Origin of the sequence: Corallococcus silvisoli, assembly GCF_009909145.1 — a bacterium.
GTDB classification, from domain to species: Bacteria; Myxococcota; Myxococcia; order Myxococcales; family Myxococcaceae; genus Corallococcus; species Corallococcus silvisoli.
Genome location: NZ_JAAAPJ010000009.1, coordinates 347,417 through 359,814 on the forward strand (window position 1 = coordinate 347,417; position 12,398 = coordinate 359,814).

Annotated in this window: 10 protein-coding genes; 6 read left to right on the top strand and 4 right to left on the bottom strand. The window is 69.1% G+C overall.

What is annotated here, in order from left to right:
* Positions 1-158: 158 nt before the first annotated feature.
* The 5 genes from GTY96_RS20105 to GTY96_RS20125 are packed head-to-tail and all read left to right on the top strand — an operon-like array spanning position 159 to position 8,410.
* Positions 159-2,153, top strand: a complete 1,995-nt coding sequence (locus GTY96_RS20105) for an alpha-1,4-glucan--maltose-1-phosphate maltosyltransferase (protein WP_161665526.1) — start codon at positions 159-161, stop codon at positions 2,151-2,153.
* Positions 2,154-2,170: 17 nt separating this feature from the next.
* Positions 2,171-3,820 carry a maltose alpha-D-glucosyltransferase gene (gene treS / locus GTY96_RS20110; RefSeq protein ID WP_143904406.1) on the top strand — a complete coding sequence of 550 codons (1,650 nt, stop codon included), beginning with the start codon at positions 2,171-2,173 and terminating at the stop codon, positions 3,818-3,820.
* Positions 3,821-3,826: 6 nt separating this feature from the next.
* Positions 3,827-5,161 carry a phosphotransferase gene (locus GTY96_RS20115; protein ID WP_143904404.1) on the top strand — a complete coding sequence of 445 codons (1,335 nt, stop codon included), beginning with the start codon at positions 3,827-3,829 and terminating at the stop codon, positions 5,159-5,161.
* On the top strand, positions 5,158-7,362 hold the full coding sequence (glgB, locus tag GTY96_RS20120; RefSeq protein WP_143904402.1) for a 1,4-alpha-glucan branching protein GlgB: 2,205 nt from the start codon (positions 5,158-5,160) through the stop codon (positions 7,360-7,362). The genes GTY96_RS20115 and glgB overlap by 4 nt, the downstream gene beginning before the upstream one ends.
* Positions 7,363-7,417: 55 nt before the next feature.
* Positions 7,418-8,410, top strand: a complete 993-nt coding sequence (locus GTY96_RS20125) for an aldo/keto reductase (protein ID WP_143904399.1) — start codon at positions 7,418-7,420, stop codon at positions 8,408-8,410.
* 57 nt (positions 8,411-8,467) lie between these two features.
* Here the strand turns inward: GTY96_RS20125 and GTY96_RS20130 are convergent, their stop codons facing one another.
* The 3 genes from GTY96_RS20130 to GTY96_RS20140 all read right to left on the bottom strand — a co-directional run bounded on the left by GTY96_RS20130 (position 8,468) and on the right by GTY96_RS20140 (position 10,005).
* Positions 8,468-8,806 carry a PilZ domain-containing protein gene (locus GTY96_RS20130; protein ID WP_143904398.1) on the bottom strand — a complete coding sequence of 113 codons (339 nt, stop codon included), beginning with the start codon at positions 8,804-8,806 and terminating at the stop codon, positions 8,468-8,470.
* A 141-nt stretch (positions 8,807-8,947) separates the two neighbouring features.
* Entirely contained in the window at positions 8,948-9,739 is a 792-nt protein-coding gene (locus GTY96_RS20135) for a biliverdin-producing heme oxygenase (RefSeq protein WP_161665527.1), read from the bottom strand.
* Positions 9,736-10,005: a hypothetical protein gene (locus tag GTY96_RS20140; protein WP_143904394.1), complete on the bottom strand. Its 270-nt coding sequence runs from the start codon at positions 10,003-10,005 to the stop codon at positions 9,736-9,738. The genes GTY96_RS20135 and GTY96_RS20140 overlap by 4 nt, the downstream gene beginning before the upstream one ends.
* A 433-nt stretch (positions 10,006-10,438) precedes the next feature.
* On the opposite strand from GTY96_RS20140, the gene GTY96_RS20145 reads away from it, so the two are divergent.
* Positions 10,439-11,833, top strand: a complete 1,395-nt coding sequence (locus GTY96_RS20145; RefSeq protein WP_161665528.1) for a PQQ-dependent sugar dehydrogenase — start codon at positions 10,439-10,441, stop codon at positions 11,831-11,833.
* 27 nt (positions 11,834-11,860) lie between these two features.
* Here the strand turns inward: GTY96_RS20145 and GTY96_RS20150 are convergent, their stop codons facing one another.
* The gene (locus GTY96_RS20150; RefSeq protein WP_143904390.1) at positions 11,861-12,388 is read right to left on the bottom strand and encodes a gamma-glutamylcyclotransferase; all 528 of its coding nucleotides are present in this window, start codon (positions 12,386-12,388) and stop codon (positions 11,861-11,863) included.
* Positions 12,389-12,398 lie beyond the last annotated feature (10 nt).

Here is a 12,398-nt window from a genome sequence, read left to right on the forward strand (position 1 = left end):
GCCCGTCCACCCAGCCCCGAGGGGTGGGCGCCCGCTCCCTCCGTTCCTAACGTTGACAGGCCAACGCGGCCGGGCGGCTGCCTTCTTCATTCGACAACACCCGGGGATTGCCGCCTGGAGCCACTGACTCAGAGACCTATAAGGGGCCGTCAGCCGATATGACCGAACGACTCGGAAGCGTGTTCATCGAGAACGTCCAGCCGGAGCTGGACGCGGGCCGCTACGCCATCAAGCGCGTCGCCGGAGAGAGCCTCACGGTCCGCGCGGACATCTTCAAGGAGGGTCACGACGTCCTCGTGGCCGTCGCGCGCTGGCGCCAGGTCACCCCGGCCGCGCGGAAGACGGACTGGGCCGAGGTCCCCCTCGCCTTCAAGAACAACGACGCCTGGGAGGGCACCCTCCCCCTGGCTCACAACGGCCGCTACGAATACACGATTGAAGCGTGGCCGGATCTCTTCCGCACCTGGGCGCTGGAGCTGAAGCGCAAGGTGGACGCGGGCCGCGACGTGAAGAGCGAGCTGCTGGAAGGCGCGGCCCTGCTGGAGGGCGCCGCCGCGCGGGCGAAGGGCCAGTCCCCGGAGGACCACCGGGTGCTCGCGGAGGCCGGGGCCCGCCTGCGCACGCCGCCATCGCCGGACCACCTCCTCGCCGCGCTGTCCCCCGAGCTGGCGGACGTCGCGTCGCGACACCCGGACCGCTCGCTCGCTCGCCGATATGACAAGGTGCTGGAGGTCTTCGCGGACCGCGAGAAGGCGCGCGACGCGGCCTGGTACGAGCTCTTCCCCCGCTCCGCGAAGCGCGACGGCAAGACGCACGGCACGTTCAAGGACGCGGAAGGCTGGCTGCCGTACATCCAGAAGCTCGGCTTCGACACGGTCTACCTTCCGCCCATCCACCCCATCGGCCGCACCGCGCGCAAGGGGAAGAACAACTCCCTCAAGGCGCAGCCCGGCGACGTGGGCAGCCCGTGGGCCATTGGCGCCGCGGAGGGCGGACACAAGGCCATCCACCCGGAGCTGGGGACGCTGAAGGACTTCCAGGCGTTCGTGGTCGCGGCGCAGGCGCACGGCATCGAGGTGGCGCTGGACCTGGCCTTCCAGTGCTCACCGGACCACCCCTACGTGAAGGAACATCCGGAGTGGTTCCAGCACCGCCCGGACGGCACCATCAAGACGGCGGAGAACCCGCCCAAGCGCTACGAGGACATCGTCAACTTCGACTGGATGGGCCCCGCGCGTGACGCCCTCTGGAAGGAGCTGAAGTCCGTGGTGTTGCACTGGGTGGACCAGGGCGTGCGGACCTTCCGCGTGGACAACCCGCACACCAAGCCCATGCAGTTCTGGCACTGGCTCATCCGGGAGGTGCAGGACGCGCACCCGGAGGTGCTCTTCCTGTCGGAGGCGTTCACCCGCCCCAAGGTGATGAAGGCCCTGGCCAAGGTGGGCTTCACCCAGTCGTACACGTACTTCACCTGGCGCCTCTTCAAGGACGAGCTGCGCGCGTACCTGGAGGAGATCACCCAGCCGCCGGTGGCGGACTACTTCCGCGGCAACCTCTGGCCCAACACGCCAGACATCCTTCCGGAGAACCTCCAGAACGCGAGCCCCGCCGCCTTCCGCCTGCGCGCCGCGCTGGCCTCCACCCTGTCGTCGGTGTGGGGCATGTACTGCGGCTATGAGCTGTGCGAGGGCCGCCCCGTGCCGGGCAAGGAGGAGTACCTGGACTCGGAGAAGTACCAGCTCGTCGCGTGGGACTGGGCGCGGCCGGGCAACATCTCCGGATGGATCGCGAGGCTCAACGCCGTGCGCAGGGCGCACCCCGCGCTCCAGCACTACCAGGCGCTGCGCTTCTTCACGTCCGACAACGACCGCGTCCTCTTCTACGGCAAGCGCACGCCGGACGGCACCAGCACGGTGCTGGTGGCGGTGAGCCTGGATCCCTACGCCCCGCAGGAGGCGTTGCTCCACGTGCCCATGGACTGGCTGGGCGTGAACCCGGAGGAGACCTATCAGGTGCACGAATTGATGGCCGACCAGCGCTCACTGTGGCAGGGCCCGGACGTGCAGGTGCGCCTGACGCCTGAACAGCCCGCGGCCGTCTGGGCCGTGTACCGCTTCCGCCGCACCGAACACGCGTTCGACTACTTCGAGTGATTCCCTCCGAGAGGCGTATGGACCTGGATCCGCTTTGGTACAAAAAAGCGCTCATCTACGAGCTGCACATCCGCGCATTCCACGACTCCAACGGGGATGGCCACGGGGACATCCCCGGGCTGATCGACAAGCTGCCCTATCTCCAGGACCTGGGCGTGGACTGCCTGTGGCTGCTGCCGCACTACCCGTCCCCGCTGCGCGATGACGGCTATGACATCGCGGACTACTACGGCATCCACCCGGACTACGGCACGCTCGCGGACTTCCAGCGCCTGGTGGAGGAGGCGCACAAGCGCGGCCTGCGCATCCTCATCGAGCTGGTGGTGAACCACACCAGCGACCAGCACCCCTGGTTCCAGGAGGCGCGGCGAGACCCCAAGAGCCCCAAGCGCAACTGGTACGTCTGGAGCGACACGGACGAATCCTACAAGGGCGCGCGCATCATCTTCACCGACACGGAGCGCTCCAACTGGACGTGGGATCCGGTGGCCAAGCAGTACTTCTGGCACCGCTTCTTCAGCCACCAGCCGGACCTGAACTACGACAACCCCGAAGTGCAGGAGGCCATGCTGGACGTCATGCGCTTCTGGCTGAACATGGGCGTGGACGGGTTCCGCTGCGACGCCGTCCCCTACCTCTTCGAGCGCGAGGGCACCAACTGCGAGAACCTCCCGGAGACGCACGCGTTCCTCAAGCGCCTGCGCAAGACGATTGACGCCGAGTACCAGGGCAAGGTGCTGCTCGCGGAGGCGAACCAGTGGCCCGCCGACGTGCGCGTCTACTTCGGCGAGGGCGACGAGTTCCACATGGGCTTCCACTTCCCGGTGATGCCCCGCCTCTTCATGGCGGTGCGCCGCGAGGACCGCACGCCCATCGTGGAGATCATGCAGCAGACGCCGGACATCCCGGACAACTGCCAGTGGGCCATCTTCCTGCGCAACCACGATGAGCTGACGCTGGAGATGGTGACGGACGAGGACCGGGACTACATGTACCGGGAGTACGCCACCGACCCGCGCATGCGCATCAACCTGGGCATCCGCCGCCGGCTGGCGCCGCTGATGGACAACGGCCGCCGCCGCATCGAGCTGATGCACAGCCTGCTGTTCACCCTGCCCGGCACGCCGGTCCTCTACTACGGGGACGAGATCGGCATGGGCGACAACATCTACCTGGGCGACCGCAACGGCGTGCGCACGCCCATGCAGTGGACCGGCGACCGCAACGCGGGCTTCAGCCGCGCGGACTACGCGCGCCTCTTCGCGCCCGTCATCGCGGACCCCGTCTACGGCTACCAGTCCATCAACGTGGAGGCGCAGGACCGGCAGAAGTCCAGCCTGCTCCAGTGGCTGAAGCGGATGATCCGCATCCGCCAGCGCTACCCCGTGTTCGCCATGGGCACGCTGCGCTTCCTGGCCACGGAGAACCGCAAGGTGCTGGCCTTCCTGCGCGAATGGGAAGGCCAGACGGTGCTGGTCATCTGCAACCTGTCGCGCTTCGCGCAGCCCGCCGTGCTGGACCTGCGCGAGCTGAGCGGCAGCGTCCCCGTGGAGTTGATTGGAGAGACGGCCTTTCCCCGCATCAGCGACCTGCCCTATCAGCTGTCGATGGGCCCCTACATGTTCCTGTGGTTCCGGTTGGACAAGCCGCTGCAGGCGAAGGAGTAACCCCGCGTGACCCCCCTGGACCTGACCAAGCTGCCCGACTTCCTCAAGGCCCAACGCTGGTTCGCCGGCAAGGCGTGGCCCATCAAGAGCGTCAGCGTGGCGGACCACGTGAACCTGGACCTGGGCACGTGTGCCTTCACCCTGGCCATCATCGAGGTGGCGTACGAGCTGGGCCAGCCGGAGCGCTACCAACTCCAGGCGCGGCAGACCCCGGAGGGGCTGGTCAGCGCGCTGGACGACGACGAGTGCGTGCGCGCCCTCTTCAACCTCGCGCGGGAGGGCCGGGACGTCCTCTCCGGCTCAGGCCGCGTGGTGGGAGAATGGATCGCCTCCACGGACAGCGGCGTGGCCCTGCCGGATCCGCTGACGGTGCGCCGGCTCAACGTGGAGCAGAGCAACACGTCCCTGGTGCTGGGCGAACGGGTCATCATCAAGATCATCCGCAAGCTCGAGGCCGGGGTGAACCCCGAATACGAGGTGGGGCGCTTCCTGGCGACGCAGACCCCGTTCCGGGCCACGCCCCAGCTGGTGGGCGCGCTCAACCTGGAGGGCCCCGCGGGCGCGACGCTGGCGCTGGCGCACCGCTTCGTGCCGGACGCCGTGGACGGGTGGAAGTACGCGCTGGAGCGGCTGCGCCAGGAGAAGGCCCTGAGCGACGGCTTCCTGGCGGACATGGCGGAGCTGGGCATGCGCCTGGGGGACCTGCACAAGGCGTTCGCCTCCGCGGCGCCGGACAACCTGGCCTTCGCCCCGGAGCCGCTGCTCCAGGAGGACCTGCAGCGCTGGAGCGCGTCCATCGTGGGAGAGCTGGGCGTGACGCTGGCGGACGCGGGGAGGCTGCACGCGGACCTGGAGAACCGGCGCGACGGCCTCATCACCTACGCGAAGCGCCTGGCGCAGGTGGCCCCCTCCGGCCAGAAGATCCGCATCCACGGCGACCTGCACCTGGGACAGGTGCTGCGCTCGGACAACCAGTGGCTCTTCTTCGACTTCGAGGGCGAGCCGTCCCGCTCCTTCACCGCGCGCCGGGAGAAGTACAGCGCGCTCCGGGACGTGGCGGGGATGATCCGCTCCTTCGACTACGCGGAGGCCACCGTGGCGCTGGAGGGCGGCCAGCCGCGAGGTCGCGTGGGCCCCACCCGCGACGCGTTCCTGGAGGGCTACCGCAAGGCCACGCGCGGGGTGGCCTTCCTGCCGGCCACCGATGAAGCCTTCGACGTGATGTTGCGCGCCTTCGAACTGGAGAAGCTGTTGTACGAAGTGCGCTACGAACTCGCGAACCGGCCAGACTGGGTGCGCATCCCCGTCGAGGCCCTGCTGCGGATGGAGGATGTCCCGTGAGGAAGCCGGCGGACAGAGCACAGGTGGACGCGGAGCTGCAACGCGTGGTGGAGCTGCGCCACCCGGAACCCCACTCGGTGCTGGGCGTCCACCCGGACGGGGACGGCATGGTGGTGCGCGCGTACCGTCCGGAGGCCGTGGCCATCCACGTGCTGCCGGAGTTCGGCGGCAGGGTGCCCATGCAGCACCGCACCGGCGGCGTCTTCGAGGCGCGCATCAACGGCCGCACGGAGCCCTTCGGCTACCTGGTGGAGGTGGAGTACCCGGGCAAGAAGGTCTTCACGCTGCGCGACCCGTACAGCTTCCTGCCCACCATCGGTGAGATGGATCTGTACTTCGCCGGCGAGGGCCGCCACGAGCGGCTCTGGGAGCGAATGGGCGCGCACCTGCTCCACCACAACGGCGTGAAGGGCACGTCCTTCGCCGTCTGGGCCCCCACCGCGCGGGGCGTGTCCGTGGTGGGCGACTTCAACGGCTGGGACGGGCGCCTGCACGCCATGCGGCGCATGGGCTCCTCCGGCATCTGGGAGCTGTTCGTCCCGGAGGTCGGCGAGGGCACGCGCTACAAGTTCGAGATCCGCCCCGGCCACGGCGGCGGCCCGCTGCTCAAGGCGGACCCCTTCGCCTTCCGCACGGAGGCGCCGCCCGCCACCGCGTCGGTGGTGCACGACCTGCAACGCTACGCCTGGGGCGACGGCGCCTGGCTGGACGCGCGGGGCCGGCACGTGGACGCCGCGCACCATCCGTGGAGCGTCTACGAGGTCCACCTGGGCAGCTGGCGCCGCGTGGTGGAGGACGGCGACCGGCCCATGACGTACCGCGAGCTGGCGCCGGAGCTGTCGCGCTACGTGAAGGAGCTGGGCTTCACGCACGTGGAGATGCTGCCCGTGGCGGAGCACCCCTACGGCGGTTCCTGGGGCTATCAGGTCGGCGGCTACTACGCGCCCACGGCGCGCTTCGGCCACCCGGATGACTTTCGCTACCTGGTGGACTACCTGCACCAGGAAGGCATTGGCGTCATCGTGGACTGGGTGCCGGGCCACTTCCCGCGCGACAGCCACGCGCTGGGCCAGTTCGACGGCACGTCCCTCTACGAGCACGCGGATCCGCGCAAGGGCGCGCAGCCGGACTGGGGCACGCTGGTCTTCAACTTCGGCCGCAACGAGGTGCGCAACTTCCTCATCGCCAACGCGCTGTTCTGGCTGGAGGAGTACCACATCGACGGGCTGCGCGTGGACGCGGTGGCCTCCATGCTCTACCTGGACTACAGCCGCAAGCAGGGCGAGTGGATCCCCAACCGCTGGGGTGGCCGCGAGAACGAGGAGGCCATCCAGTTCATGCGCGAGCTCAACGAGACCATCCGCCGCAAGCACCCGGGCGTGGTCGTCATCGCGGAGGAGTCCACCGCGTGGCCCAAGGTGAGCCAGCCCGTCAGCGAGGGCGGCCTGGGCTTCCACTTCAAGTGGAACATGGGCTGGATGCACGACACGCTGTCGTACTTCTCCAAGGACGCCGTCTACCGGCAGTACCACCACAACCAGCTCACCTTCGGCCTGCTGTACGCGTTCAGCGAACACTTCATGCTGCCGCTCAGCCACGACGAGGTGGTCCACGGCAAGGGCAGCCTCTACGGACGCATGCCGGGCGACCCGTGGCAGAAGCGCGCCAACCTGCGCGCGCTCTTCGCCTGGATGTGGGCCCACCCGGGCAAGAAGCTGCTCTTCATGGGCGGTGAGTTCGGCCAGCCGGCGGAGTGGAACCACGACCGAAGCCTGGACTGGCACCTGCTCCAGGACCCGGGCCACCACGGCATCCTGAAGCTGGTGGGCGACCTCAACCGCATCTACCGCGACCTGCCGGCGCTGTACGACTCCGACAGCGAGCCGGTGGGCTTCCAGTGGCTCCAGCCGGACGCCTCCGCGGCGAACGTGCTGGCCTTCGTGCGCCGCTCGCGCACGCCCGGACGTCACGTGGTGTGCGTCGCCAACCTCTCACCGGTGCCGCGCGAGGATTATCGCGTGGGCTTCCCGCTCCACGGCCGTTATGTGGAGCTGGTCAACACCGACGCCGGGGAGTACGGCGGCAGCGGCCTGGGCAACCGGGGGCAGGTCCACACCGAGCCCACGGGCTGGGATGGCCAGCCCGCCTCCGCGACGCTCACCCTGCCCCCGCTGTCGGTGGTGTGGTTCACGCCGGGCTGAAAAGGGCGCCCCGTCCTTTCGTCCGGCTCTCACGCGGTCGACGAAAGGACGCGGCATGGCGACACAAGCAGCGGCGAAGCGGAAGCTGGGGACGACGGGCCTGGAGGTGTTCCCGCTGTGTCTGGGCGGGAACGTCTTCGGCTGGACGGCCGACGAGGCGGCGTCGTTCGCCGTGCTGGACGCGTTCGTCGAGGGCGGCGGTGACTTCGTGGACACCGCGGACGTGTACTCGCGGTGGATCCCCGGCCACGTGGGCGGCGAGTCCGAGACCGTGCTGGGCAGGTGGATCGCCTCGCGCAAGGCGAAGGGCCGCGTGGTGGTGGCCACGAAGGTCGGCGCGGAGACGGCGCTGGGCAGGGGCCTCACCCGCGAGCACCTCGAGAAGAGCGTGGACGCGTCCCTGCGCCGGCTGGGCGTGGAGCGCATCGACCTGTACTACGCGCACTACGATGATCCAGGCACGCCCCTCGAGGAGACGCTCCGCGCCTTCGACGCGCTGGTGAAGGCGGGCAAGGTGAAGGCGCTGGGCCTGAGCAACCACTCCGCCGCACGCGCCCAGGAGGCGCTGGACACGCAGAAGCGGCTGGGCCTCGCGCGCTACCAGGTGCTGCAACCGGAATACAACCTGGTGGAGCGTCCCGCCTTCGAGGGCCCGCTCCAGCAGCTGAGTGAGAAGGAGGGCCTGGCGGTGGCCCCCTACTTCGGGCTCGCCGCGGGCTTCCTCACGGGAAAGTATCAGGAGGGACAACCCGCCCCGGCCTCACCGCGCGCGGGCAACGTGCTCAAGAAGTACGGCAACGCGAGGGGCTGGGGTGTCCTCGCCGCGCTGAAGAAGGTCGCGGAGCGCCGGGGGGCCACGCCGTCGCAGGTGGCGCTCGCGTGGCTCGCGACCCGGCCCACCGTGGTGGCGCCCATCGCCAGCGCGACGTCCGTGCCCCAGGTGAAGGAGCTGTTGGGGGCCTTCGCCCTCAAGCTGGACCCGGCTGACCTGCGCGACCTGGACGCCGCGTCGTCGAAGGAGCCCGGCTCGGCGGCGGACCGGCCCTGACTGACGCAACCGGGTGTTTCAACCGCGTCTCCCCCGGGCGCATCCGGGGGGAGCGGCCTATGTTTCATCCGCGACGAGCACGGTCTTCAGCCGCGCCAGGATGGGCTCCGGCACGTCGATGAAGGACAGGCCGACCTCGAAACGGGCGACGGCATCCTTGGGTAGCTTGATGGCCCAGACGATGCGCGCGGTACATTCCAGCGAGCTGCCATCCGGAAGAAACAGCTCCAGATCCAGCCGTGAGCCCACGTCCTGCGCATCGTCGGAGTAGATGCGCGCGCCGCCGAGGCTGACGTCCAGCACCTGCTTCTTGTCCCCCACCTTCATTCGCGCGGGACGCGAATAGAGGGGCGCGTGGATCCGGGGGAAGGAGCGGCGGTCAATGTATGAGGTCATCTGGGTCGTCACGATCTGTCATCCTAGCGTGACTGTCACGAAAGGGCATATCGCCCTCCCAGCCGATGAGGTGACCCGTGGGGTGGGATGGCCTCTGCCATGGGTTTGAGTCACCCCCACCCCCGTGGAAGCCGGGCCGCGTCAGGGATTGAGGGGGCCGCTCGCGTCCTCCAGGCCCGGGGCATCCCGCGCCAGCTCATCGCAGATGAGCCCCTGGATGCGGAAGGCCAGCCGCGCCTCCTGAAGCACCTCCTGGGCCTCCCCTTCCGACAGCACCACCTCGTCCAGTCGGGCGGCCAGGCGGCCCTGGAAGACGCGCAGCTCTCCGGCGGACACCGCGTTGTAGAAGGCCGTGCCCCGGCCGTTCTCCAGCTCGAAGGCGCGCGCGATGAGCGCCGAGCGCTGCGGCGCGGTGAAGAGGTCCTGGACGCAGCGCGCGTACGCGTGGGCGATGAGCAGGTGGGGGGCCTCCGCCGCCACCTCGTGGATGCGCTCGGCGTGCAGCCGCGCCTCCGCGCAGGCGAAGGGCTTCGTGCGAGTGTCGCCGCAGAACCAATCCAGGTCCGCCGCCAACGCCGACGCACGGCGCAGCTCCGGCAGCCGCAGCACCCGCGCGAGCGGTCCGTCCTTCAGTCCCGGCAGCACGGACTCCAGCGCCTCGTAGACGACGTGGAGCTGGCGCAGGTGGCTGACGTAGTGGCGGGCGCGCACGAACTGCCCGTAGACGCCGCCATTCCACGAGCCATGGAACAGCGCCCCCAAGAAGGTGGACTGCTCCACCTGACGCCGCGCCATCCCCGTCCCCTCCTCCAGCCGCAGCGACAGCTTCTGCGTCGAGGGCGTTCCCTCGGGGGCCGTGGACGCGGTGGGCAGGCGCCGGTCCCTCGCGGAGCGCTCGAGTCCGCCCCAGCGAATCGTTCCCCGCAGGCTCACTGCTTCCACCCACCGGTGGGCGCCCCATGGGCGATCTCGGGCGCTGGCGGCTCGGAGGCCTCCGGCTCGTGCGGGGGCATCCGCGGTGACTCCTCCAGTTGATGGATGGCCTCCAGCAGCGTGTGCCCCAGCGCGCGCAGGACGTCCTCCTCCAGGCGAAGCGTCACCGGGCCCACCGCCAGATGGATATGCCCACAGCTGCACCGCGTCACTTCGGCGCACGGGCCTCGCGCCAGCACCGCCCTGCAGCATCCCTGACCGAGCATCGCGACCTCCGTTGATTTTGATTATCGAAATCAAATTCATGAAGCCACAACGCCCCGCCGCGGTCAAGCCCGGTCCACTCCACGCGGCTCCGGATGCCCATCACCCACGCCCAATCACAGACAAAAACCACCCATCTCAATGACAATCAACAACTCAAATCGATACAATTGTTGATATGTATTTATTTGTTTCACGCGAATCGACACGCTTCTCACTGGCTACTCGTTTGTTCATGTAGGCACGGCACTTCGGGCGCCCCGGAAAAACCCCTGAGTATTTGTTCAGCCCCGTTCAGGGCTCCGTTGGAGGCGCTGAAAAATACCTGAGTATTTGTTCAGATTCGTTCAGTCCGACCAGGTCCCGACATCCCAGAAAGACATGGATGAATTCCAGTCGCGTTCCCTCGGCGGCCCAGGTTAGGAAAAGCGGACCATGCGGCTCCCCTTCGTGCTGACGACCTTCCTGGGACTGGCGTCCCTGCAGTCCGGCTGCCGTTCCAACGATCCGCTCCCCTCCCCTCCTGACAGGGCGGATGCGGGGATGCAGGTGGACGCGGGCGGCTCGAACACGGATGCAGGGATTCCCGTGGAGCTGCCACTGCAAGCGGCCTTCGTGATGGTCCCCGAGACCATGAGGTCGGCGCCCTTCGACGTCACGCGCTCCCTGAACATCCCCAACGCGATGCGGATCTCGGTCTGGGCACGGGTGCCGGGCGCGCGCTTCCTCGCGGTCTCCCCGGAAGGCACCCTGTTGGTGTCGGTGCCCTCGCAGAACAAGGTGGTGCAGGTGCGCCCGCGGGTGAACCAGCCGCCCGAGGTGACGACGTGGGCGTCCGGACTGGGCCGCCCCCATGACCTCGTCTTCCACGAGCGCGACGGCCAGCAGTGGGTGTTCGTGTCGGAGAAGAACCGCGTCACGCGCTCCCAGTGGACCGCGGGCGAGACGACGCGGGGAGCGGTCCAGACCGTGGTCTCCGGCCTGCCGGACGCGTCCCTGCCGGAGCTCCAGGGCGCCTATGGCCACGAGCTGAAGAACATCGCCGTGGACTCCCAGCACCGGCTCTACGTGTCCATCGCGTCCACCTGCAACGTGTGCCTGAGCGACACGACGAGCGACCCGCTGCGCGGCGCCATCTACCGGTGGGACTGGGACGGCGGCTCACGCACGCTGTTCGCCCGGGGCCTGCGCAACGCGGAGGGCCTGGCGTGGGTGCCGGGCACCGACACGCTCTGGGTGGCGGTCAACAACCGCGACAACACGCCCTACCCGTTCGACGACGGCAGCGGCCAGTACGGCAAGGTGATTCCCCAGTACGTGGACAACCACCCGCCAGAGGCCCTCACCTCCGTGCGCGAAGGCGGCCACTACGGGTGGCCCTTCTGCAACTCCAACCCGGACTCGCCCAGCGGCCTGAAGCACATGCCCCTGGATCGCGACTACGACCTGAACCGGGACGGCTCCAGGGCGGACTGCGCCACGCTGGACAGGACCGACCAGGGCATCCAGGCCCACTCGGCGCCCCTGGGCCTGACGTTCTTCGACGACGCCCGGCTCATCCCCGAGTGGCCACGGGGCGCCATCGTCGCCTACCACGGCTCCTGGAACCGCACGGAGCGCACGGGCTACAAGGTCACGGTCTTCCCCTGGGACCTGGGGACGAACCAGCCCACGGGTGAAGTGGACCTCGTCACCGGGTTCAAGAACCCGGACCTGAGCGTGTGGGGCCGGCCGGTGGACGTGGCCCTGGATCCGCGGACCCGGGGCCTCTACATCAGCGACGACGAGGCGGGGGCCATCTACAGCCTGGAGCCCCTCCGCCTGCCGTGAAGCAAGTCCGGGGCGCGGCCGGACCGCTCAGCGGCGCTCGCCGCGCCCCAGCATCGCCACGTAGTCCGCGGGCAGGCCGGCGCTCGTCGCGCCGCGCACCAGCGCCTCCACGAAGCGCGGGCTCACCGGCCCGTCCGACGACGCCCGGCGCGGGTTGGTCACGAACGCGGTGGCCTCCACCTCCTGGCCGTCCACGCGCACGCGCACCGTGCGCTCCACGCACATGCTCGTGACGACCCCCTCCTTGTGCTGGACGATGGGCCAGTCCTTGCCGGCGATCTCGAAGAGCCGGCCGTACACCCGCGCGCCCGGCGCGTCGGTGAGGCCCGCCACCCGCCCGCCCCACCAGCGCGAGGGGAAGTCGTAGACGAGGTCCACGTCCAGCGCCTCCGCGAGCCGCCCTTCCGGCAGCTCGAAGAAGCCATAGCTGTGCTGGTGCTTCCACTCGTCGAAGGCGGCCCGGTCCAGGATGGTCGAGTACGCGAAGTAGCGCCGGGGCGCGTCCGCATCCGCCTGCTCGCGCGCCTTCATCACCTGGTCGTAGTGCGAATCCATGCGTGTGTCC

Excerpts from the sequence above, each read along its gene's own strand:
- GTY96_RS20105 (WP_161665526.1), top strand. The coding sequence starts at position 159 with ATGACCGAACGACTCGGAAGCGTGTTCATCGAGAACGTCCAGCCGGAG.
- treS (WP_143904406.1), top strand. The coding sequence starts at position 2,171 with ATGGACCTGGATCCGCTTTGGTACAAAAAAGCGCTCATCTACGAGCTG.
- GTY96_RS20125 (WP_143904399.1), top strand. The coding sequence starts at position 7,418 with ATGGCGACACAAGCAGCGGCGAAGCGGAAGCTGGGGACGACGGGCCTG.
- GTY96_RS20130 (WP_143904398.1), bottom strand. The coding sequence starts at position 8,806 with ATGACCTCATACATTGACCGCCGCTCCTTCCCCCGGATCCACGCGCCC.
- GTY96_RS20140 (WP_143904394.1), bottom strand. The coding sequence starts at position 10,005 with ATGCTCGGTCAGGGATGCTGCAGGGCGGTGCTGGCGCGAGGCCCGTGC.
- GTY96_RS20145 (WP_161665528.1), top strand. The coding sequence starts at position 10,439 with ATGCGGCTCCCCTTCGTGCTGACGACCTTCCTGGGACTGGCGTCCCTG.
- GTY96_RS20150 (WP_143904390.1), bottom strand. The coding sequence starts at position 12,388 with ATGGATTCGCACTACGACCAGGTGATGAAGGCGCGCGAGCAGGCGGAT.